The 22,319-nt window shown below is 60.4% G+C and carries 27 protein-coding genes; 23 read left to right on the top strand and 4 right to left on the bottom strand.

Features of this window, described 5'->3' with window-relative positions; genetic code table 11:
- Positions 1-36: 36 nt before the first annotated feature.
- From BT199_RS26125 to BT199_RS26030, 20 genes are all read left to right on the top strand, one after another.
- Positions 37-567, top strand: a complete 531-nt coding sequence (locus BT199_RS26125; RefSeq protein ID WP_003175611.1) for a YceD family protein — start codon at positions 37-39, stop codon at positions 565-567.
- A gap of 13 nt (positions 568-580) precedes the next feature.
- A complete protein-coding gene (rpmF, locus tag BT199_RS26120; RefSeq protein WP_003179396.1) occupies positions 581-763 on the top strand; it encodes a 50S ribosomal protein L32 in 183 nt (60 codons plus the stop codon).
- A 4-nt stretch (positions 764-767) separates the two neighbouring features.
- The gene (plsX, locus tag BT199_RS26115; RefSeq protein WP_072435757.1) at positions 768-1,778 is read left to right on the top strand and encodes a phosphate acyltransferase PlsX; all 1,011 of its coding nucleotides are present in this window, start codon (positions 768-770) and stop codon (positions 1,776-1,778) included.
- Positions 1,779-1,904: 126 nt separating this feature from the next.
- Positions 1,905-2,843 (top strand): ACP S-malonyltransferase, encoded by a 939-nt coding sequence (fabD, locus tag BT199_RS26110; RefSeq protein ID WP_014719563.1) that lies wholly within the window; start codon positions 1,905-1,907, stop codon positions 2,841-2,843.
- Positions 2,844-2,867: 24 nt separating this feature from the next.
- Complete coding sequence (fabG, locus tag BT199_RS26105) at positions 2,868-3,611, top strand: 3-oxoacyl-ACP reductase FabG (RefSeq protein WP_005790544.1); 744 nt, start codon at positions 2,868-2,870, stop codon at positions 3,609-3,611.
- A gap of 191 nt (positions 3,612-3,802) precedes the next feature.
- Positions 3,803-4,039, top strand: a complete 237-nt coding sequence (acpP, locus tag BT199_RS26100; protein WP_003175607.1) for an acyl carrier protein — start codon at positions 3,803-3,805, stop codon at positions 4,037-4,039.
- 111 nt (positions 4,040-4,150) lie between these two features.
- Complete coding sequence (fabF, locus tag BT199_RS26095; RefSeq protein ID WP_014719562.1) at positions 4,151-5,395, top strand: beta-ketoacyl-ACP synthase II; 1,245 nt, start codon at positions 4,151-4,153, stop codon at positions 5,393-5,395.
- The gene (gene pabC / locus BT199_RS26090) at positions 5,395-6,210 is read left to right on the top strand and encodes an aminodeoxychorismate lyase (protein WP_014719561.1); all 816 of its coding nucleotides are present in this window, start codon (positions 5,395-5,397) and stop codon (positions 6,208-6,210) included. The genes fabF and pabC overlap by 1 nt, the downstream gene beginning before the upstream one ends.
- Position 6,211: 1 nt before the next feature.
- Positions 6,212-7,348, top strand: coding sequence for an endolytic transglycosylase MltG (gene mltG, locus BT199_RS26085; RefSeq protein WP_014719560.1), 1,137 nt, complete (start codon positions 6,212-6,214; stop codon positions 7,346-7,348).
- Positions 7,349-7,367: 19 nt separating this feature from the next.
- A complete protein-coding gene (gene tmk / locus BT199_RS26080; protein ID WP_014719559.1) occupies positions 7,368-8,000 on the top strand; it encodes a dTMP kinase in 633 nt (210 codons plus the stop codon).
- The gene (locus BT199_RS26075) at positions 7,993-8,982 is read left to right on the top strand and encodes a DNA polymerase III subunit delta' (protein WP_032901585.1); all 990 of its coding nucleotides are present in this window, start codon (positions 7,993-7,995) and stop codon (positions 8,980-8,982) included. The genes tmk and BT199_RS26075 overlap by 8 nt, the downstream gene beginning before the upstream one ends.
- Before the next feature lie 62 nt (positions 8,983-9,044).
- Positions 9,045-9,830 (top strand): TatD family hydrolase, encoded by a 786-nt coding sequence (locus tag BT199_RS26070; RefSeq protein ID WP_014719557.1) that lies wholly within the window; start codon positions 9,045-9,047, stop codon positions 9,828-9,830.
- Between the two features lie 445 nt (positions 9,831-10,275).
- A complete protein-coding gene (locus tag BT199_RS26065) occupies positions 10,276-10,941 on the top strand; it encodes a TetR/AcrR family transcriptional regulator (RefSeq protein ID WP_003189287.1) in 666 nt (221 codons plus the stop codon).
- 139 nt (positions 10,942-11,080) lie between these two features.
- Positions 11,081-12,049, top strand: coding sequence for a GTP 3',8-cyclase MoaA (locus tag BT199_RS26060; RefSeq protein ID WP_019817203.1), 969 nt, complete (start codon positions 11,081-11,083; stop codon positions 12,047-12,049).
- 111 nt (positions 12,050-12,160) lie between these two features.
- A complete protein-coding gene (locus BT199_RS26055; protein ID WP_020301718.1) occupies positions 12,161-12,766 on the top strand; it encodes a DUF4823 domain-containing protein in 606 nt (201 codons plus the stop codon).
- Between the two features lie 16 nt (positions 12,767-12,782).
- Entirely contained in the window at positions 12,783-13,343 is a 561-nt protein-coding gene (locus tag BT199_RS26050; RefSeq protein WP_014719554.1) for a DUF1285 domain-containing protein, read from the top strand.
- A gap of 70 nt (positions 13,344-13,413) precedes the next feature.
- Positions 13,414-14,127 (top strand): GntR family transcriptional regulator, encoded by a 714-nt coding sequence (locus tag BT199_RS26045; protein WP_014719553.1) that lies wholly within the window; start codon positions 13,414-13,416, stop codon positions 14,125-14,127.
- Positions 14,124-15,125, top strand: coding sequence for an ADP-ribosylglycohydrolase family protein (locus tag BT199_RS26040; RefSeq protein ID WP_072435756.1), 1,002 nt, complete (start codon positions 14,124-14,126; stop codon positions 15,123-15,125). Before BT199_RS26045 ends, BT199_RS26040 begins: the two co-directional genes overlap by 4 nt.
- A gap of 187 nt (positions 15,126-15,312) precedes the next feature.
- On the top strand, positions 15,313-16,779 hold the full coding sequence (locus BT199_RS26035) for a purine-cytosine permease family protein (RefSeq protein ID WP_014719551.1): 1,467 nt from the start codon (positions 15,313-15,315) through the stop codon (positions 16,777-16,779).
- Positions 16,772-17,683 carry a PfkB family carbohydrate kinase gene (locus tag BT199_RS26030; RefSeq protein WP_072435755.1) on the top strand — a complete coding sequence of 304 codons (912 nt, stop codon included), beginning with the start codon at positions 16,772-16,774 and terminating at the stop codon, positions 17,681-17,683. The genes BT199_RS26035 and BT199_RS26030 overlap by 8 nt, the downstream gene beginning before the upstream one ends.
- Before the next feature lie 54 nt (positions 17,684-17,737).
- On the opposite strand, the gene BT199_RS26025 is transcribed toward BT199_RS26030, so the two are convergent.
- From BT199_RS26025 to BT199_RS26010, 4 genes are all read right to left on the bottom strand, one after another.
- A complete protein-coding gene (locus tag BT199_RS26025; RefSeq protein WP_038451227.1) occupies positions 17,738-18,118 on the bottom strand; it encodes a Rho termination factor N-terminal domain-containing protein in 381 nt (126 codons plus the stop codon).
- 48 nt (positions 18,119-18,166) lie between these two features.
- The gene (locus BT199_RS26020; RefSeq protein ID WP_014719548.1) at positions 18,167-18,433 is read right to left on the bottom strand and encodes a hypothetical protein; all 267 of its coding nucleotides are present in this window, start codon (positions 18,431-18,433) and stop codon (positions 18,167-18,169) included.
- Between the two features lie 51 nt (positions 18,434-18,484).
- Positions 18,485-18,823 (bottom strand): hypothetical protein, encoded by a 339-nt coding sequence (locus tag BT199_RS26015; RefSeq protein ID WP_020301899.1) that lies wholly within the window; start codon positions 18,821-18,823, stop codon positions 18,485-18,487.
- Between the two features lie 85 nt (positions 18,824-18,908).
- Positions 18,909-20,105, bottom strand: coding sequence for an MFS transporter (locus BT199_RS26010; protein WP_072435754.1), 1,197 nt, complete (start codon positions 20,103-20,105; stop codon positions 18,909-18,911).
- A 188-nt stretch (positions 20,106-20,293) separates the two neighbouring features.
- Between BT199_RS26010 and BT199_RS26005 the strand changes: the two genes are divergently transcribed.
- The 3 genes from BT199_RS26005 to BT199_RS25995 all read left to right on the top strand — a co-directional run.
- Complete coding sequence (locus tag BT199_RS26005) at positions 20,294-20,773, top strand: GNAT family N-acetyltransferase (protein ID WP_010208407.1); 480 nt, start codon at positions 20,294-20,296, stop codon at positions 20,771-20,773.
- Between the two features lie 237 nt (positions 20,774-21,010).
- Positions 21,011-21,832, top strand: a complete 822-nt coding sequence (locus BT199_RS26000; protein ID WP_014719545.1) for an SDR family oxidoreductase — start codon at positions 21,011-21,013, stop codon at positions 21,830-21,832.
- Between the two features lie 32 nt (positions 21,833-21,864).
- Positions 21,865-22,319, top strand: a 455-nt coding sequence (locus tag BT199_RS25995) for a substrate-binding domain-containing protein (protein ID WP_139271629.1), incomplete at its 3' end; no start/stop codon positions are given.

The following is a 22,319-nucleotide window of genomic DNA, read 5'->3' as shown; positions in this document are numbered from 1 at the left end:
TGACATGGCCGGGTGCATCCCTATAATGCTGCGCCTATGTTGAATGACCCGATTCCACCTCACGTTGACCCGCGCAAATTGGCTGATCGTGGCACCACCCTTCAAGGTGAAGTGCTGCTGGCCGATTTGGAGAGACTCTGCGACCCGCTTTCCGACACTGTCGGTACGGTGCAGGCGAAATTCGTTTTTGAACGAGATGAACGTAAATCTGTGGTAATCCACAGCGTTATCGACACCGAAGTCAAAATGGTTTGCCAGCGTTGTCTTGAGCTGGTCACCCTGCCGATCCACAGTGAATGCAGTTATGCTGTGGTGAAAGAGGGTGCGAATACCCAGTCGTTGCCGAAAGGTTATGACGTGCTGGAACTGGGCGAAGATCCATTGGATCTGCATGCACTGATCGAGGAGGAGCTTTTGCTCGCCTTGCCCATTGTGCCTGCTCATCATCCGGAAGAATGCCAGCAGCCGGAGGGTCTCGATGACGAGGCCGAGCCGAGCGAGGACGAGGTAACGCGGTCCAACCCGTTCAGTGTATTGGCGCAGTTAAAGCGTGACCCAAACGTTTAGGAGTTAATCAATTATGGCTGTTCAGCAGAACAAAAAATCCCGCTCCGCCCGTGACATGCGCCGTTCGCACGACGCTCTCGAGGCTAGCACCCTGTCCGTGGAAAAGACCACTGGTGAAGTTCACCTGCGTCACCACGTATCGCCAGAAGGCGTATACCGTGGCCGTAAAGTGATCGACAAGGGCGCTGACGAGTAATCACTTGTCTGCTCAAGTCATCGCGATTGACGCAATGGGCGGGGACTTCGGTCCCCGCAGCATTGTTCAGGCCTGCATTGTCAGCCTGTCTGCCACGCCCTCGCTGCACCTGACCCTCGTCGGTCAACCCTCCCTACTTGAAGAACTGATTGCCAGCCATCCGGCGGTGGATCGCGCGCGCCTGACGATTACGCCAGCCAGCGAAACCATCAGCATGGATGAAAAGCCGGCGGTTGCCCTGCGTGGCAAACCCGATTCTTCTATGCGGGTGGCCCTTGAGTTGTTGCGTGATGGCAAGGTGCAAGCCTGTGTCAGTGCCGGCAACACGGGCGCGTTGATGGCCTTGTCGCGGCATGTGCTCAAAACCTTGCCAGGTATTGATCGGCCGGCGATGGCGGCGGCGATCCCTACGCAGAAAGGCTATTGCCAGCTGCTGGACCTGGGCGCCAATGTTGATTGCAGCGCCGAGCACCTGCTGCAGTTCGCCGTAATGGGCTCGGTGGCCGCCGAAGCGCTGGGCGTGGCCCGACCCAGGGTTGCCCTGCTGAATATCGGTACCGAGGACATCAAGGGCAACCAGCAAGTCAAGCTTGCCGCCACCTTGCTACAAAGCGCGCGGGGCTTGAACTACATCGGCTTTGTTGAGGGTGATGGTTTGTACCGTGGTGAAGCTGATGTGGTGGTGTGCGACGGCTTTGTCGGTAATATCCTGCTCAAATCCAGCGAAGGCCTGGCAACCATGATTGCTACGCGTATCGAAGCTTTGTTCAAGCGCAACCTGGCGTCACGTATGGTGGGTGCCTTGGCGCTGCCCCTGATGCGACGCTTGCAGGCTGACCTGGCGCCAGCACGGCACAACGGTGCAAGCTTTCTTGGCTTGCAGGGCATTGTGGTAAAAAGCCATGGCTCGGCCGGTGTGCTGGGCTTTCAAAGTGCAATTGCACGGGCCTTGATCGAGATTCAAGAGAACCTGCCGCAACGCTTGCACGGCCGTCTCGAGGATCTGTTGCCTTAGGCGAATTGGCCCGGGAGTGCTTAAATGTGACCGGCCAGTTCAATTGACCATCCAATCTGTCAGTTTCGTTCGCGCCCACCGTAGGCGCGAGCATTTTTGACGACCAGATCATTAGGGGCTTGTTACATGTCTACATCCCTCGCATTCGTCTTTCCAGGGCAGGGTTCGCAGTCCCTCGGCATGTTGGCCGAGCTGGGCGCGCAATACCCGCTGATCCTGGACACCTTCAAGGAAGCTTCTGACGCCCTGGGTTACGACCTGTGGGCACTGACCCAGCAAGGGCCGGAAGCGCTGCTCAACCAAACCGATAAAACCCAGCCGGCCATCCTGACCGCCTCGATCGCCCTGTGGCGCTTGTGGTTGGCAGAAGGCGGCGCGCGCCCTGCATTCGTCGCGGGGCACAGCCTGGGCGAATACAGCGCCCTGGTGGCCGCGGGCAGCCTGACCTTGGCTGAAGCGGTCAAGCTGGTCGAGCGTCGTGGTCAACTGATGCAAGAAGCCGTTCCGGCCGGGCAGGGCGGCATGGCCGCTATCCTGGGCCTGGACGACGCGGTGGTGATCGAGGCCTGCGCCGAAGCGGCGCAAGGCGAAGTGGTCAGCGCGGTGAACTTCAACTCCCCAGGCCAGGTGGTGATCGCCGGCGCCAAGGCAGCTGTCGAGCGTGCCATCGAGGGTTGCAAGGCCCGTGGCGCCAAGCGTGCCCTGCCATTGCCGGTGAGCGTACCGTCCCACTGTGAGCTGATGCGCCCGGCGGCAGAGCGGTTTGCCGAGTCTATCGCTGCCATCAACTGGCAAGCGCCTCAGATCCCGCTGGTGCAGAACGTCAGTGCGGCCGTGGCCGCCGACCTCGACACCCTCAAGCGCGACCTGTTGGAGCAACTGTACAAGCCAGTGCGCTGGGTTGAATCGGTCCAGACCCTGGCCGCCAACGGTGCCACCGAGCTGGTCGAGTGCGGCCCGGGCAAAGTCCTGGCCGGCTTGAACAAGCGCTGCGCCGACGGTGTGTCGACCGCCAACCTCAATACCCCAGAAGCCTTCGCTGCCGCTCGCGCGGCACTGGCCTGAATCCCGTACTTAGGAGAAGCCTGCATGAGTCTGCAAGGTAAAGTTGCACTGGTTACCGGCGCAAGCCGTGGCATTGGCCAAGCGATCGCCCTGGAGCTGGGCCGTCAGGGCGCCGTTGTGATTGGCACCGCCACCTCTGCCTCGGGCGCCGAGCGTATCGCCGCGACCTTGAAGGAAAACGGCGTGCAGGGCACCGGCCTGGAACTGAATGTAACCAGCGATGAGTCCGTAGCTGCCGTATTGGCCGAGATCACTGCACAGTTCGGCGCGCCGGCAATTCTGGTGAACAACGCCGGGATCACCCGTGACAACCTGATGATGCGCATGAAAGACGACGAGTGGTACGACGTGGTCGATACCAACCTGAACAGTCTGTTTCGCCTGTCCAAGGGCGTTTTGCGCGGCATGACCAAGGCGCGTTGGGGCCGAATTATCAATATTGGCTCCGTAGTGGGTGCCATGGGCAACGCAGGCCAAGTAAACTATGCCTCTGCCAAGGCCGGCCTGGAAGGTTTCAGCCGCGCATTGGCGCGTGAAGTCGGCTCGCGGTCGATTACGGTCAACTCGGTGGCCCCTGGGTTCATCGACACCGATATGACCCGCGAATTGCCGGAAGCACAGCGCGAAGCCTTGCTGACGCAGATTCCGCTGGGCCGTCTGGGCCAGGCCCAAGAGATCGCGAATGTGGTCACTTTCCTGGCATCCGACGGTGCGGCATACGTGACTGGGGCTACAATCCCGGTGAACGGCGGGATGTACATGAGTTAAATTGTGACGGATCGCTTCAAAAAAATGTCATACGAGCTGTCTAAAATCCGTTATAAAGCTGCAACTTAATTTATAGGCAGGTGGCCGACCGGGTACAGGGTGAAGCTTTCAGTTGAAAAGCTGAAATGGCTTTCTATACACTTACCCACTGGCCAGCTGCCTGAATTTGTCCATTAGGAGTTAAACAAGGTATGAGCACCATCGAAGAGCGCGTCAAGAAAATCGTCGCCGAGCAACTGGGCGTTAAGGAAGAAGAAGTGGTCAACACTGCTTCCTTCGTAGAAGACCTGGGTGCCGATTCCCTTGACACCGTTGAGCTGGTGATGGCTCTGGAAGAGGAATTCGAGACCGAAATCCCGGACGAAGAAGCTGAAAAAATCACTACTGTTCAAGCTGCCATCGACTACGTTACTAGCCACCAGGCGTAATAGTTTGTAGTCGTCGCTTGCTGTCAGGGAAAAACCGCACTGCTGTAACGGCGTGCGGTTTTTTCTTTAGCGACGATGAAAAAGTGTCGTCATTAGAAAAAGGAGAGTGCTGTGTCGCGTAGACGCGTCGTAGTCACCGGTATGGGTATGTTGTCGCCACTGGGTACGGATGTGCCGAGCAGTTGGCAGGGCATTCTGGCTGGCCGCAGTGGTATTGGTCTGATCGAACATACGGACCTTTCTGCCTATTCCACCCGTTTTGGCGGCTCGGTAAAGGGCTTCAATGTCGAGGAATATCTCTCGATCAAAGAGTCCCGCAAGCTCGACCTGTTCATTCAGTACGGCCTGGCTGCCGGTTTTCAGGCAGTGCGTAACGCCGGCCTGGAAGTCACCGACGCCAACCGTGACCGCATCGGTGTGGCCATGGGTTCGGGTATTGGCGGTCTGACCAATATCGAAGAAACCAGCCGCACGCTGCATGAGACTGGCCCACGTCGAATTTCACCGTTCTTCGTACCGGGCTCGATCATCAATATGATTTCCGGCTTCCTGTCCATCCATCTGGGGGCACAGGGGCCTAACTACGCGATTTCAACGGCGTGCACCACAGGCACCCACTGCATCGGTATGGCGGCGCGCAACATTGCCTACGACGAAGCCGATGTGATGATCGCCGGCGGCGCCGAAATGGCCGCGTGCGGCCTGGGCATGGGCGGCTTCGGCGCGTCCCGTGCGCTGTCGACCCGCAATGACGAGCCGACCCGTGCCAGCCGTCCGTGGGACAAAGGCCGTGACGGCTTCGTGCTCTCCGACGGTGCCGGTGCGCTGGTGCTTGAAGAGTTGGAGCACGCCAAGGCGCGTGGCGCCACCATCTACGCCGAGCTGATCGGGTTCGGCATGAGCGGTGACGCGTACCACATGACTTCACCGCCGTCCGACGGAGCGGGTGCTGCGCGTTGCATCACCAATGCCCTGCGCGATGCGAAGGTCAACCCCGACCAGGTGCAGTACATCAACGCCCATGGCACTTCGACCCCGACTGGCGACTTGGCGGAAGCCGAGGCCATCAAGTCGGTGTTCGGTGAGCATGCCTACAAGCTGGCGGTCAGCTCCACCAAGTCCATGACCGGCCACCTGTTGGGTGCGGCGGGCGCGGTCGAGGCGATCTTCAGTGTGATGGCCATCAAGGACCAGGTTGCTCCGCCAACTATCAACCTTGATGAGCCGGACGAAGGCTGCGACTTGAACTTCGTGCCGCACGAAGCGCAACCGATGCCAATCGACGTGGTGATCTCCAACTCGTTCGGGTTTGGTGGTACCAACGGCTCCCTGGTGTTCCGCCGGTTCGCCGAGTGATGCACAGCTGGGTCGACGGTCAGCCAGCGGACAGCGTGCCCCTGAAAGATCGCGGCCTGGCCTATGGCGATGGGGTGTTCGAGACCATCGCCGTCAAGGCCGGGCAGCCGTTGCTGCTCGACCGTCACCTGCAACGCCTGGAAGAGGGTTGCAGGCGTTTGGCATTGGTGGTGGATCACGGGTTGATTCGCCACGAAGTGCTGAGCTTCGCCGCCGCCCTTGGCGACGGTATTCTCAAATTGATCCTCACCCGTGGCGACAGCTTGCGCGGTTATGGCATCAACCCTGGCGCCCCGGTGCGCCGTATTTTGCAGGGCAGTGCGCCCGCTGCTTACCCCCTTGCCCACGAAGTCGACGGCGTCCGCCTGTTTGCGTGTGCCACGCGCTTGGCGCAGCAGCCGCTGCTGGCCGGTATCAAGCACCTCAATCGGCTGGAGCAGGTGATCGCGCGTGCCGAATGGCAAGATACCGAACATGCCGAAGGCCTGATGCTGGACATGTCTGGTCGGGTGATCGAAGGCATATTCAGCAACCTTTTCCTGGTACGCAACGGCTTGTTACTAACCGCTGATCTGAGCCGTTGTGGCGTTGCCGGCGTAATGCGCGCCGAAGTGCTGGCCCAGGCACAAGCGCTGGGCGTCCCGGTGGCCGTGGCCGACATCAGTGTTGAGCAGTTGCAACAGGCCGATGAAGTCTTCGTCTGCAACAGCGTATATGGCATTTGGCCGGTGCGTGGTTGCGCTGCGATGAGCTGGCCGGTTGGGCCGCTCACCCGTAAACTGCAAGGCATTGTTCGCGCGCTATTGGATATTTGAGTTGATACGAAAACTGGTGTTACTGCTGCAGATCAGCCTGGTCTCGGCGGCTTTGCTCGTGGGCTTTTCGGCCTGGAAACTCGACTCTGCCCTCAAGCAGCCCCTGAAGCTGCCTCAGGAGCAGTTGCTCGACGTACCTGCTGGCGCTACGCCGACGGGCACCTTCAACCGTCTGGAAGCCGACGGCGTGCTCGACGATGCATTCTGGTTGCGTCTGTACTGGCGCTTCAACCTCGAAGGCCAGCCATTGCACAGCGGCGAGTACCGCATGAGCCCGGGCCTTACCGCCGAGGGTTTGATCGGCCTGTGGCAGCGCGGCGAAGTGGTGCAGTACAGCCTGACCTTGGTGGAGGGCTGGAATTTCCGTCAGGTGCGCACCGCCCTGGCCAAGCATGAAAAGATCGTGCAGACCCTCGCGGGCCTGACTGACAGCGAAGTGATGGATAAGCTCGGCCACCCAGGTGTGTTTCCTGAAGGGCGGTTCTTCCCCGACACCTACCGTTTTGTCCGCGGCATGACCGATGTCGAATTCCTGAAAAAAGCCTACAACCGCCTGGACGATGTACTCGCCCAGGAGTGGAGCAAGCGTGCTGCCGACGCGCCCTATACCGACCCTTACCAAGCGCTGATCATGGCGTCGCTGGTAGAAAAGGAGACCGGTGTGCCCCAGGAGCGCGGGCAGATTGCCGGTGTGTTTGTGCGTCGCCTGAAGATCGGTATGCTGCTGCAGACCGACCCCACCGTGATCTACGGCCTGGGTGAGCGCTACAACGGTAAATTGACCCGTGCCCATCTCAAGGAAGCCAACCCCTACAACACCTATATGGTCGCCGGCCTGCCGCCCACGCCCATCGCAATGGTCGGTCGCGAGGCGATCCATGCAGCGCTGAACCCGGTACCGGGCAGCAGCCTGTATTTCGTCGCCCGTGGTGATGGCAGCCATATATTCTCGGATGACCTGGATGCGCATAATGCCGCCGTGCGTGAGTTCCAGCTCAAGCGCCGTGCCGATTACCGTTCCAGTCCGACGCCTGTGGTGAAACCGCTGGAAGATTCGGCACCTGCCAGTGATGCACCCACCCCCGACGCACCGATCGAGCCCGCGCCGGACACTACCGCGCCGCAAAGCCCGCAATGACTCTGACTAAGGACTGCCTGTGACTGGCTTGTTTATTACCCTGGAAGGCCCGGAAGGTGCCGGCAAAAGCACTAACCGTGACTACTTGGCCGAGCGCCTGCGTGCGCAGGGCATCGAGGTGGTGCTGACCCGTGAGCCGGGCGGTACGCCTTTGGCTGAGCGCATCCGTGAAGTCCTGCTGGCCCCGGGTGACGAGCCGATGAACCCGGACACCGAGTTGCTCCTGGTGTTTGCTGCCCGTGCCCAGCACCTGGCCGAAGTGATTCGCCCGGCCCTGGCGCGGGGTGCGGTGGTGATCTGCGACCGGTTTACCGACTCCACCTACGCCTACCAGGGTGGCGGGCGGGGTTTGTCCCTGGAGCGCATCGCCACCCTGGAAACCTTCGTGCAAGGCGATCTGCGCCCCGACCTGACCCTGTTGTTCGACCTGCCGGTGGAAGTGGGCATGGCCCGCGCCAGTGCGCGAGGTCGTCTGGATCGTTTCGAGTTGGAAGGCCAAGCCTTCTTTGATGCAGTGCGCAGCGCTTTCCTGCAGCGCGCCAAGGCTGAGCCCACACGTTATTACCTATTGGACGCCGCCCAGCCGCTGAGTCAGGTGCAACAGGCTATCGACGCGCTGCTGCCCACTCTGTTGGAGCGTAGCCGTGGCTGAGTCCTACCCGTGGCAGGACGGCCTCTGGCAGCAACTGGCAGGGCGCGCCCAGCACGCCCACGCCTATCTGCTGCATGGGCCGGTGGGCATCGGTAAACGCCACCTCGCCGAACGCCTGATGGGCAGCCTGTTGTGCCAACGCCCAGTCAACTTGGAGGCGTGTGGCGAGTGCAAGTCCTGCCTGTTGCTCAAGGCTGGCAGTCACCCGGACAATTATGTGCTGGAACCCGAGGAAGCGGACAAGGCCATCAAGGTCGACCAGGTGCGCGACCTGGTGAGCTTCGTGGTGCAGACTGCGCAAATGGGCGGGCGCAAAGTGGTGCTGATCGAGCCGGTCGAGGCGATGAACATCAACGCGGCCAACGCCTTGCTCAAAAGCCTTGAAGAGCCGTCCGGCGATACCGTGCTGTTGCTGGTGAGCCACCAGTCCAGCCGCTTGTTGCCGACCATTCGCAGCCGTTGCGTGCAGCAGGCTTGCCCGTTGCCCAGCGAGGACATGAGCCTGCAATGGCTGGCGCAGGCGTTGCCGGAATGCAGCGCAGAAGAACGAGGCGAGTTGCTGACCCTGGCGGCCGGTTCGCCTTTGGCGGCAGTGAAGCTGCAGGCTCAGGGCGTGCGCGAACAGCGTGCACTGGTCGTGGATGGCGTGAAGAAACTGCTCAAGCAGGAATTGTCCGCCACGCAACTGGCCGAAAGCGCCTGGAAGGACATTCCGCTATTGCTGCTGTTCGACTGGTTTTGCGACTGGTCCAGCCTGATCCTGCGCTACCAGCTTACCCAGGATGAGCAAGGCCTGGGCCCGGCGGATATGCGCAAGGTCGTGCAATACCTGGCGCAAAAAAGTGCCCAGGACAAAGTGCTGAACATCCAGGACTGGATCCTCGCCCAGCGCCAGAAAGTCCTCGGCAAGGCCAACCTCAACCGCGTGCTGTTGCTCGAGGCATTGTTGGTGCAGTGGGTCGGCCTGCTCGGGCGCCGTTAAATTCCGTGGCTGACGGGTGTATCGTTGGCCCTACCTCTTTTGTGACTTAAGCTCAGATTCCTATGCTCGTAGATTCTCATTGCCACCTTGATCGCCTCGACCTTGCCCAGCACGGTGGCTCCCTCGACGCCGCCCTTGAAGCTGCCCGCCAGCGTGGGGTAGGGCACTTCCTGTGCATTGGCGTCAGCGCCGACAACGCCGCCGACGTCAAAGCCCTGGCTGATCGCTATGCCGACGTAGACTGCTCGGTGGGTATTCACCCGTTGGACCTCAAGCCTGGCGAAGCGCCGGCTCTGGACTGGCTACTGGGCGAACTCAACCACCCGCGGGTGGTGGCCATTGGCGAAACCGGCCTGGACTATCACTACGAGCCTGAAGCTGCCGAGTTGCAGCAGGCCTCGTTCCGCTTGCACCTGCAAGCCGCCCAGCAGACGGGCAAGCCGGTGATCGTCCACACCCGAGGTGCCCGTGCCGATACCCTGGCCTTGCTACGTGAAGCCGCGTTGCCGCAGGCTGGCGTGTTGCATTGCTTTACCGAAGACTGGGACATGGCAAAGGCGGCCCTGGACCTGGGGTTCTATATTTCCCTGTCGGGTATCGTCACCTTCCGCAATGCCGACGCGCTGCGCGATGTGGCCCGCCAGGTGCCTGCAGACCGCCTGCTGGTGGAAACCGACTCGCCGTACCTGGCGCCCATCCCCCATCGCGGCAAACCGAACTTGCCCGAATATGTACGTGATGTGGCTGATTACCTGGCGATGCTGCGCGGCGAGTCGTACGAACGCTTTGCCGAGCAGACTACCGAGAACTTCAAGCGCCTGTTCCCGCTGGCCCACCTAGCCGGTTAGAGCGGCCGAATTCCAGGCAAAAAAAACCCGGGTTCTGGGGGGTGAATCCGGGCTAAGACCATTAGGAGTAAAACAAGGGCACGCAGTCCGTCGGTACCCAGGTCGACGCGTCACTTGGGGGAGATGTCGCGCCGACAGTTGAAGTATTGACCACTATCCTATTCAGTCCAGTCGTGATTGATCGTTTTTTAAACAGATTTGGAATACGCGGCCTTCGCTTGAGTTCTCATTGCGCTGATGGGCAGGTTCAGGTGTTGCGTATTATTTCTGACTGATAACGGCGAAATCGTTGGCGCATTGAAAGTTATGTGCCTGGCGGGTTCACATAGACATTGCCCAACGACCGTTCAGTCGGGATAATCCCTCGCACCGGGTAAATCGTATCGCCACGTATCCATGGCCCTGCGCAACCCTCCCTATTTCCGACCTTTGCAGACTCTTCCTCATGCACAAAGAACCCCGTAAGGTCCGTGAATTTCGCCGCCGTGAGCAGGAAATTCTCGACACCGCGCTCAAGCTGTTCCTCGAACAAGGTGAAGACAGCGTCACCGTCGAGATGATTGCGGATGCCGTGGGTATCGGCAAAGGCACGATCTACAAACACTTCAAATCCAAGGCCGAAATCTACCTGCGCCTGATGCTCGACTACGAGCGTGATTTGAACGAGTTGCTGCACTCGGCGGATGTCGACAAAGACAAGGAAGCCCTGTCCCGCGCTTACTTCGAGTTCCGCATGCGTGACCCGCAGCGTTACCGCCTGTTCGATCGCCTGGAAGAGAAGGTGGTCAAAGGTCACCAGGTGCCGGAGATGGTCGAGGAGCTGCACAAGATCCGGGCCTCGAACTTCGAACGCCTGACCCTGCTGATCAAGGGGCGTATCAGCGAAGGCAAGCTTGAAGACGTGCCACCGTATTTCCACTACTGCGCCGCCTGGGCCTTGGTGCATGGCGCTGTGGCGCTGTACCACTCGCCGTTCTGGAGCAATGTGCTGGAAGACCAGGAAGGTTTCTTCCAGTTCCTGATGGACATTGGCGTGCGCATGGGCAACAAGCGCAAGCACAGTCCTGAACTGCCGGGCGCCGAGAAGAGCGGCGAAACCCCTGCCACCTAAGTCATTCGCCACAGTGATGGCGCAATGATTTACTGCCAGGCGCAGTAACCCAGGAATATACTCAGGCAAGGACCTTGCTAAAAGCTGAGTTATGAGTCAGCTTTTAGCGCGCCCGAATTATCCTCTGCCGGAGTGATCCATGATCGTTGATCGTCAAGGCAGGCGTTTTCGCAATTTGCGGATCAGCCTGACTTCAGCCTGCAATTATGCGTGTACCTATTGCGTGCCTGACGGCAAGCGGCTGGTGGCTGCCCAGGATGAACTGTCGGCCGAGGCCATGGCCCGAGGCGTGGCTTACCTGATAGAAGCGGCGGGTATCGAGCGCTTGCGCATTACCGGCGGTGAGCCGTTGGTCAGCCCCAAGTTAGAAGCCTTCATGGGGGCGGTAGGGCAGATGGGCCTGAGCGACATCAGTCTGACCACCAATGGCCAACTGCTGGCGCGTAAACTGCCGTTGCTGGTGGCCGCTGGTATACGACGCATCAATGTCTCCCTCGACACGCTGGATGCCGACGCTTTCCGTAGCATCGCCCGTGGCGGCGACCTGGCCACCGTGCTCGATGGCATGGACCAGGCCAGTGCTGCCGGGATCAAGATCAAAGTCAATATGGTGCCGTTGCGCGGCCAGAACCTGGACCAGGTGATGCCGCTGCTCGATTACTGCCTGGCGCGAGGCTACGAGCTGCGCTTTATCGAACTGATGCGCATGGGACACCTGGCCAAAGACTCCAACGCGTTCCTGCAACAGTTTGTCAGCTTGCAACAGCTGCTCAGCTTGATCGGCGAGCAACACGAATACCTGCAAGCCAATGCACCCGTCGATGCGACGGCGGTACGCTACGAAGTGCCAGGCAAGGGCTTCTTCGGTGTGATCGCCAACGAGAGCGTACCTTTCTGCCGCACCTGTTCGCGGTTGCGGTTGTCCTCTACTGGTTGGCTGCATGGCTGCCTGTCGTCCAGCAATCGCCATTATGTCGGTGACTTGCTCGATCAGCCGCGCCATCAAGCGTTGCCAGCGTTGCAGGGCTTGTTGATGAAAGCCTTGGCCGACAAGCAGGAAGTGGCGTTCTCCGGCGGTGCCACGATCATGAAGATCATTGGTGGCTAAGGTAGATATTGCGGGTTCACACATTTGATTTGTAGCGCAGCTGACTGGCGCGGATTCTGCATCCCACGCCCCATTCGCCGGTTTCCTGTCACCGGCCTCTGGAGGATTAGGATGCGTAGTCTGGTTTTGCTGCTGGCGTCATTGGCCCTGGGTGGTTGCATGACCGTCAGTGATATGGCCGAAGGCACCCGCTATCAGATGAGCGATGCCGGACTGCTCGATCACAGCGATACGCGCCGTACTGCCTCGGTGCGCATACAGCCGGACTCCTTTGTGTTTATCGCCCAAGGCGCCTTCGTGCCGCCGGGCAGCGCCTACCCGCGGCCCAATGTGGTGGCCGAGGAAGCCTTCAATGGCTTCGTCGAATATTTCCCCATGGTGCGTCGCGCCCGCCAGCCGGAAGGTCTTGAACAGGCCATGACCGAAGCCCGTGCCGCCGGTGCTCATTACCTGCTGTATTGCCGCTTTGCGGCAGCCGATGACCGTATCGGCAACGCCGACGAGTGGACCGACCAACAAGCCCTGGACCGTCTTGGCTTGGACACCGGGGTGATCCAAGTCATGTTGATCGAGACCAGCACCCAGTATTTGATTGATACTGCACGTATTCGCAGTCGTGGCGGTTTACTGACGTTCCACGACACATCGCCACAAGATTTGATCGCCCGCCCCCTCGCGCAATACGCCCGCGGTTTGCTGGGTATGAGTGATCAGTAAGACAGAGGAGCCCGCCATGACCGATTCCGCCAAGGCCAATGATTTATTGGCCCAACTGCCCAAGGGCAAGGGGCCGGCACCGGTGCATCTGTGGAACCCGGATTTCTGCGGCAATATCGACATGCGCATCGCCCGCGATGGCACCTGGTTCTACCAGGGCACACCCATCGGGCGAAAGCCGATGGTCAAGCTGTTCTCCAACATCATCCGCCGCGATGGCGATGATTATTTCCTGGTGACGCCCGTGGAGAAGGTCGGCATCCGTGTGGATGATGCGCCGTTTGTCGCAGTGACCCTGGATGTGCAAGGGCAGGGCGAAAGCCAGGTATTGCGCTTTACCACCAACGTCGACGAACAGCTCGAGGCAGGCCTCGAACACCCGCTGCGGGTGGTGACCGACCCCATCACCCAGGAACCCGCCCCCTATGTGCGCGTTCGCACCAACCTCGAAGCCCTCGTGCATCGCAACGTTTTTTACCAGTTGGTGGAGCTGGCGGTGAGCCGTCCGATCAACGGTCAGAACTGGCTTGGTGTCTGGAGCGGCGGGGAGTTTTTCCCCATCGGCCTGGAGCCCTGAGGCGGTTTTTGTCTTCAGCCTGAAATAATCCTCTTGCGGTAAACGTGCGCTTTCGGTTATCAATTTGTACATGATTAGACATGTTCGATTTGATAAGAAAAAACGCGTCGTCGATGAGCTCATCCGCCGTATCGAAGGTGGCGTCATGGCCGACGGTTTCCTATTGCCGGGCGAGCACCAACTGGCCGAGGAGTTTGCGGTCAGCCGGGGCACGCTGCGCGAGGCGCTGGCCGAGCTCAAGCGTCGCAACTACATCGCCACCCAAAGCGGCGTCGGTTCGATTGTCACCTTTGACGGCATGGTGTTGGACCAACGCAGCGGTTGGGCCCAGGCCCTGGCCGATACGGGCGCCCAAGTAAGCACCGATACCCTGCGTTTCGAGACCGTGACGCGCCCAGATTTGTTCAGCCGTTTCGGCACCGACCAGTTCATTACCCTCGACCGCCTCCGGCGCACGGCTGACGGTATAGCGGTGTCGCTGGAACGCTCGTTGATGCCGGCCGTTGGCGACCTGGAAAACCTGCCGCACATTGGGCTGATCGATAATTCCCTGACCATCACCCTGGCCGCCTACGGTTACGTCGGGGCCGACGGCGACCAGTGGATCGGTGCCGAACCCCTGAGTGATGAAGACGCCGAATTACTCGGGCGCCCCAGCGGTACGGTATTTCTCAAGGCGTCGCGCACCACCTATGATCGTCGCGAGCGTTTCATGGAGCATGTCGAAAGCCTGCTTGACCCGCTGCACTTTCGCCTGCATCTGCAGTTTGGAGCGTCGAAATGAGCCGAGAAAATCGCGCACTTGGCGCCTTTTATGGCCTGGCCCTGGGCGATGCCTTGGGCATGCCCACCCAATCCTTGAGCCGCGAACAGGTTCAACAGCGCTTCGGTGCTATCACCGCCTTGGAAGACGCCGACGCGGACCAGCCCATTGCGCCCAACATGCCTGCCGGTTCCATCACCGATGACACCGAACAAGCCATCCTGGTTGCCGAGTTACTGGTGCAAGGCCAGGGCCAGATCGAGCCCGCCGTGCTTGCCCAGCGCCTGATCGACTGGGAAGCGGGGATGCGCGCCAAGGGTTCCCAGGACTTGCTCGGGCCGTCCACCAAGCGCGCGATCGACATGATCCTCGCCGGCCATACCCCGGAAGAATCCGGGCGCTACGGCACTACCAATGGCGCGGCCATGCGCATCACCCCGGTGGGCATCGCCGCCGATGTTGGCGACCCGGGGCGGTTTGTCCAGGCGGTGATCCAGGCGTGCCAGGTCACGCATAACACCAGCCTGGGTATTTCCAGCGCCGCGGCCGTGGCGGCGGTGGTCTCGGCAGGCATCAATGGCGTGGACCTGGGGGAAGCCCTGAATATCGGCACCCAGATTGCCCGACAGGCCGAAAGCCATGGTCACTGGATCGCGGGCGGACGCATTTCTACCCGCATCAGTTGGGCTCGCACCTTGAGCGTCGGCAGCGGCGACAAAGCGTTGTTTGCCGACCTGCTTTACGAGTTGATCGGTACTTCGGTGGCTTCCCAGGAATCGGTGGTGGTCTCGTTTGCCTTGGCCCAGCAAGTGGCGTCAGGTGATATGAATGCCTTCGAAGCCCTGTGCCTGGCGGCCAGCCTGGGCGGCGACACCGACACCATTGCCGCGATCCTCGGCGCCATGCTGGGGGCGTGCCTGGGCATGCAGTGCTGGCCTGAGGCGTTGGTTGAACAGGTCAAGCAAGTCAATGGATTGGATGTGCAACCCTTGGTCCAAGGGTTGTTGGCCTTGCGATAAACACAAATCTGATGTGGGAGCTGGCTTGCCTGCGATAGCGGTTTTCCAGTGGCCGCTGGGCGGGTTGCCCCACCGCAATCGCAGGCAAGCCAGCTCCCACATTCAAAAGCGTTGAGTCAGGAAGACTGGATAAAGATTCGACTCGCTGCCACAACCACAACAATACAGGCACCAGGAGCACCCTTTCATGAGCAGTCCCTCTTCCGGCCAAAGCGCCGGGCAACTGGAAACACGCGGCATCGAGCCGGTCCCGGAAGGTGAGTGCAACGGCCATCCGCTGCAACTGTTCTGGGTGTGGTTCGCGGCCAATATCAGCATCCTCGGTTTGCCCCTTGGTGCAACGCTGGTGGCGTTTCGTGGCTTGGCCATCTGGCAGGCGATCATCGTCGCGATTCTTGGCGCCGCTGGCTCCTTTGCCGTGGTTGGCATTATCTCCATTGCCGGTCGCCGTGGTCGCGCGCCCAGCCTGACCTTGTCCCGCGCCATCTTCGGCGTGCGCGGCAATATCGGCCCGACCTTGGTGTCGCTGATGTCGCGCCTGGGTTGGGAAACCGTCAACACCACCACCGCAGCCTTCGTGTTGTTGTCGTTGAGCTCTATCCTGTTCGGCTCGGCAGTGGAGGCCAAGAGCGCGCCGCTGCTCACCCTGATCTTCATTGCCATCTTCGTGCTGCTGACCCTGGCCGTATCGGGCCTCGGCCACGCCACGTTGTTGGTGATCCAGAAGTGGGCGACCTACGTATTCGGCGGCCTGAACATTCTGGTGGGCGGCTTTCTGTGCGCCACCATCGACTGGAGTGCGGTGTTCAACGCCACCCCGGCGCCGTTGAGCGCGATGATCATTGGCGTAGGCACCATGGCCGCCGGCACCGGCATTGGTTGGGCCAACGCCGGTGCCGATATGTCGCGCTACCAGCACCGCAGCGTCAAGGCTGTACGCCTGGTGGCCAGCGCCGCTTTTGGCGCGGGTATTCCGCTGGTGTTGCTGATTACCCTGGGCGGCCTGCTGTCGGTGGGTAACAACGACCTGGCGTCGGCCACCGATCCGATCATCGCAATCCGCGACATGCTGCCGACCTGGATGGCGGTGCCTTACCTGATCACCGCGTTCGGCGGGCTGTTGCTGTCAAACAACCTGTCGGTGTATTCGGCCGGCCTCACTACCTTGACCTTGGGCTTGAAGGTCAAACGCGTGCACGCGGTGATTGTCGATATCGTCGCGATCTTTGCTGGCTCCATCTATTTCATGCTGATCGCCGACAGCTTCTATGGCCCGTTCATCACCTTCATTTCGCTGCTGGCGGTGCCGATTACGGCGTGGGTCGGGATCTTCGTGGTCGACTTGATTCACCGTCATTACTACAGCCCCACCGACCTGCTGGACGTCAGCCCCAGCAGTGCCTACTGGTATCGCGGCGGTGTGGAGTGGCGTGCATTTGGCGCCTGGGCCGTGGCCATTGTGCTGGGGTTCAGCTTCACCACCATCGGCACCACCGCCGAAAACATCTGGTTTGCCGGGCCGTTGTCCGACTCCTGGCTGGGCCATAACGGCCTGGGCTGGATCGTGACCTTCCTGGTAGCCGGCGGACTATATGCAGTACTGGGCGGCGCGGCTGACCGTCGTCCTGCTTTAGCAGAGAGCGCCAATGTCTAGATTGCTGCATACCGGCCAGGTCATTGTCGACCTGGTCATGGGCCTCGACACCCTGCCGGCAAGCGGCGGTGACGTGCTGGCCAACTCCGCCAGTTTCCAGGTCGGTGGCGGTTTCAACGTAATGGCTGCGGCGCGGCGCAATGGGTTGCCGGTGGTTTACCTGGGTCGCCATGGCGATGGGCGCTTTGGCGAGCTGGCGCGCGCCGCGATGCAGGCCGAAGGTATTGAAATGACCTTGGCGGCCAGCGCTGGCAAAGATACCGGGTTGTGCGTGTCGCTGACTGAAGCGAGCACCGAACGCACCTTCATTTCCCATCTCGGCGCCGAGGGTGAGCTGAGCGCCGACGACTTGGCTCAGATCGTCCCGCGTGTTGATGATTACGTGTACGTCAGTGGCTACAGCTTGCTGCTTGAAGGTAAGGCACAGCCGTTGCTTGACTGGCTGCTGGCGCTGCCGCGAGAGATCGTGGTGGTGTTCGACCCAGGCCCGCTGGTCAAGGCGCCGGACTCGGCGTTGATGCGCGCGTTGTTGCCGCGTATCGACATCTGGACCAGCAATGGCCCTGAAGCCCTCGCGTTTACCGGGGCGGCGGATATGAGTCAGGCGCTGCCCATGCTGAGTCAGCACGTGCAGGCACTGCTGGTTGTGCGTGATGGGCCAAATGGTTGCTGGGTAGGGCGTGGGGCACAGACTGAGCATGTACCTGGCTTCAAGGTTAAGGCGGTGGACAGCAATGGTGCGGGGGATGCGCATGCAGGGGTATTTATTGCCGGGTTGGCGAAGGGCTTGAAACCGGTTGAGGCGGCGCGTCGAGCGAACGCAGCGGCGGCATTGGCGGTAACCCGCTGGGGACCGGCTACTTCGCCTGGCGTCACCGAAGTCGACGCATTGCTGGCTGAATAAATACGCACAACCCTGTGGGAGCGAGCAAGCCCACTCCCACAAGGGGTTCTGCGTTTAACCTGCTTTTTTCAGGGCTTGGATCAACTCATCTTTGCGCATGGTCGAGCGTCCCGGAATATTCTTTTCCCGCGCCTCTTTCATCAAGCTTTCCTTGGTTTGCGTACTCAGCGAAGCACGGCTGCTGCGTGGGTGGCCTTCACGGCTGGCAGCGGCACGCTTGGCCGATTCCTGCCGGTCCTGGGCCTTCTTGGCCGGCGCCTTGCCTCGACCTGATCCGCCGGCTCTTTCACCACCGCCAGACTGTTTGTTCACGGTGGCCCAGGCGCGGGCTTCGGCCTCGTCCTTGGGCAGTCCCTTGTGCTCATAACTGTCTTCGATATGAGCGGCCTTGCGTTTCTGTTCGTCGGTGTATTTGGCTTTGCTTCCACGAGGCATCGCTAAAACTCCTTCTGGCCCCGGTCGCGGGGCCAGGCCAGAAATGGATTACTCAGTGCTTTGAGCGTCGAGCTTGCGCGCCTCATCCACACCCGAAGCGGTGAGCTTGATCGGCAGGTTCAACGCGTATTCGCCGGCGTCGTCGGTGGTCACATGCCCATCCTTGATCAGCCCGCGGTCCTGCAGGAACGCCAAGACACTGGCGACCTCTTTTTCACCGCGGTAATTGTCCAGCACCTCCTTGCCCAAGCCTTGCGGGTGGGCGTGCAGCAGGCGGGTGAGGACTTCTTTTTCAAGGTTTCTATCGACGTTCATGCGTACCTCTTCACTGGGAAATGGTCGGGCGTTGGTCGTACCAAGGGGGCATCAAGGCGCTGGTTGTTTCTGCGCGCCGGGGATGTTCGAGTCGTCGCCCTTGTTGATCTTCGGCTCATTGTTGCTCGTGCCAGGGCCCATCTTGCCGTTGCCCACGGCCGCCGGTGCCTGGCGCTGGGTGTCGTTGCCTTTGGTGCGCGGGTCAGCGCTGTTGTCGATGATCGCGCCGCCGTTGGTGTCCATGCCGGTGCCCATGGATTTTTGCGATTCGGTAGTGGCGTCCGGCGTTGGATCGGTGGGGCCCGTGGTCGAGCTAGCCGCGAAGGCGCTCAAGGACGCGGCAGACAACAGGCCGGTGAGGGCGAGGGCAGCAAATTTGGAATGTTTCATCAGGGTGTCTCCATATAATTAATGTCCTTACCCTGTATTGGTCTGCCCGCGATTGCTGATCGTGCCGGGATGGCGACGAACGGTATCAGCTCACCTGTATCACTTTGTGTGCCGATACCCGACGCGCTATCAAGCGCGCCACCGTGATCGCCCAATTGAGTGCGGCGATCACCAGTACGCTCAGCATCATTGTCGCAAGGCCGAAGTCGACGATGATCTTGCCTGCGAGCCAGGGAAACCCGAAGACGCCGATAAAGTACGCCAGGCTGAACAGCAACAACGCCTGAGAAGTGTTGCCGCTGGGCGCTTCGTTGGCCACCAGGCCGTTGATCACCGAATACGTCAGGCCATACCCGATCCCTAGCGTGGCGGCGGCGAGCACATAACTGAGGTTGCCGCTGACACCAAACGCGAACAGCGCGATCGCGCCGAACATTACCCCGGATAACACGCAGGCAGCCTGGTACGCATCGCGCTTGACCACGAAACCGGCGATCAGCAGGCGGCTGGTAATAGCCGCTGTCAGGAAACCCGCGAAGAACAGTGAATAGTCCAGCTTATGGGCCACGGCATAGCTGGTCTGGAACGAAGACAGCCCCCCGAATACGCAGCCGCCCAGTCCGACCATCAGGATGGCGAACGCCGCCTTGGAAGACAGGACGCGGCGGCTTGCGCGCCAGGAAATCCTGGCGGTTGGCACATTCGCGTGCTGTCGCAACCGAGAGCCCATGCGCCAGAACATCACCACCCCGGCGAGGCTGGCGAGCCCAGCGATATAGAACGCGGTTGTCAGGGGCAGGTCCAGCGCAGTGGCGGCGCGTCCCAGCAAAGGGCCGGAACCTATGCCGCTCAACATACTGCCCGAGAGCAAGGCGAAATATTTGGCCCGCTGGCGCGGTTCCACCAGCAGCGTCACGATGATCGGGCCCAGGGTATAAAACACGCCCCAGCCCAAACCAAGAGACAATCCAAACAGCATCAAGCCTTGGCCAAACCCTGGCGTCAGGGCAAACCCCAGGCAGGCCACCACCAACAATACGCCGGTGCTTGCAATGGCCCGCGCCGCGCCCAGCGCGTCAGCCAGATGCCCGGAAAGCACGACCGCTACAAAGGTGCTGAGCATCGCCGTGGCAATGACACTGCCCGCGTCGTGTTCATTACCGCCACGGGCATGGATCAGCAGTGACAACAAAAAGGTCGAGCCGTAAGACAGCGACAACAGAAAACTGGCGAGGCAGAACAGCGCGAATGTCTTCGTGCCCACGGGTGGCGTAGCGTGCATGAGCAGGTCTCTGATCGTTGGATTTATGCTCATTGTTTACCATGGGCGTGCGCAGGCTTTGTTCTGTGGTTGCTGATGCTTGCATCACCCCGCGCCGGAGTGAAACGCGCTCGTCGGCATCAATTGCACTGCAAACGGCCATCAAACCGTCTTAGTATGTGGCCTTTGAATTTGCCCAAGGCTCGCCCATGACCATCGAGATTCGCCCCGCCGTGCCCAGCGATGCTGCGCAGATCCTGACCTTTATCACTGAACTTGCCGAGTACGAGAAAGCTCGGCATGAAGTGATCGCCAGCGTGGTGGACATCGAGCGCAGCCTCTTCAGCGAAGGCGCCACGGCCCATGGCCTGATCTGCTTGCGCGACGGCTTGCCGATTGGCTTTGCGGTGTTCTTTTTCAGTTACTCGACGTGGCTGGGCAGTAACTGCCTGTACCTCGAAGACCTGTACATCAACCCGGAGCAACGCGGCGGCGGGGCGGGCAAGAAGTTGTTGCGCCACTTGGCCAAGATCGCCTTTGACAATGGTTGCGGACGCTTTGAATGGAGCGTGCTGGACTGGAACGAGCCCGCGATCGCTTTCTACAAATCCATCGGCGCCCAGCCGCAGGAAGAATGGGTGCGTTATCGCATGGAAGGCGATGCCCTGCGCGACTTCGCCCTGGGCTGAAACCTCTTTCGTATAGTCACTAAAGATCGAATGTGGGAGCGGGCTTGCTCGCGAATGCGGTGTATCAGTCAGCACATGCTTTAACTGACAGACCGCCTTCGCGAGCAAGCCCGCTCCCACATTTTTTCAAGCGACGCCCATTATATGGGACGATAATTTATATATTGAGATATTTCAGGCGATGGGTTTATAGTCGCCAGCATCAGCACTCACTACAAAAAATAAAAAGGTGAAGCGATGCAGGCGCAACCGTTGTCCCTACCCGCCGTGCCCGAGCCGACTTACGGCGAGCGGCTGAAGAACAAGGTGGTGATCGTCACTGGCGCCGCCCAAGGCATTGGCGAAGCCATCGTTGCCTGTTTCCAGGCCCAGCAGGCGCGGTTGATCATTGCCGATATCCAGGGCGACAAAGTCGAGAAGATCGCCGCTCATTGGCGCGAACACGGTGCGCAGGTTTACGCCCACGCGGTTGATATCACTTCCAAGGATCAGTGGCAGGCATTGGTCAACCTGGCCATCGAGCGCTTTGGCCGTGTGGATGTGCTGGTCAACTGTGCCGGCGTCAACGTGTTCCGTGACCCGCTGGAGATGAGCGACGAGGACTGGCGCCGCTGTTTCGCCATCGACCTCGACGGTGCCTGGTACGGCTGCCGCTCGGTGTTGCCGCACATGATCGAGCAAGGTATCGGCAACATCATCAATATCGCGTCCACCCATTCCAGCCACATCATTCCCGGTTGCTTTCCTTACCCTGTCGCCAAGCACGGCCTGCTCGGCCTCACCCGTGCCCTGGGTATCGAGTACGCGCCCAAAGGCATCCGCGTGAATGCCATCGCCCCCGGCTATATCGAAACCCAGCTCAACGTCGACTACTGGAACGGTTTCCCTGACCCCCACGCCGAACGCCAGCGTGCGTTCGACCTGCACCCGCCCAAACGCATTGGCCAGCCCATCGAAGTGGCCATGACAGCACTGTTTCTGGCGACCGACGAGGCGCCCTTTATCAACGCCACTTGCCTGATGATCGATGGCGGGCGGTCTGTGATGTACCACGACTAAAGCGTTTTTCAATAACAAGAAGGAGGTGGTCCATGTTCAAGCAAACACTCGGTGCCGTGGCACTGGCGATGGCGTTCTGCGGCTGGGTATCGGCTGAAGAAGTGAAGATCGGTTTTCTGGTCAAGCAGGCCGAGGAACCCTGGTTTCAAACGGAGTGGGCATTCGCGGAAAAAGCCGGCAAGGAGCATGGTTTCACCGTGATCAAGATCGCCGTGCCCGATGGCGAAAAGACCTTGTCGGCCATCGACAGCCTGGCCGCCAACGGCGCCAAAGGCTTCGTGATCTGCCCGCCGGACGTGTCCCTGGGCCCGGCCATTGTCGCCAAAGCGAAGGCCAACGGCTTGAAAGTGATGGCCGTGGATGACCGCTTTGTCGATGCCAAAGGCAACTTCATGGAAGACGTGCCGTACCTGGGCATGGCCGCGTTTGAGGTGGGCCAGAAGCAGGGCGCCGCCATGGCCGCCGAAGCGAAAAAACGCGGTTGGGA

The organism is Pseudomonas sp. NFR02, from assembly GCF_900119375.1.
In the GTDB taxonomy this organism is placed as follows: domain Bacteria; phylum Pseudomonadota; class Gammaproteobacteria; order Pseudomonadales; family Pseudomonadaceae; genus Aquipseudomonas; species Aquipseudomonas paracarnis.
This window is presented reverse-complemented; position numbering and strand designations above follow the sequence as displayed.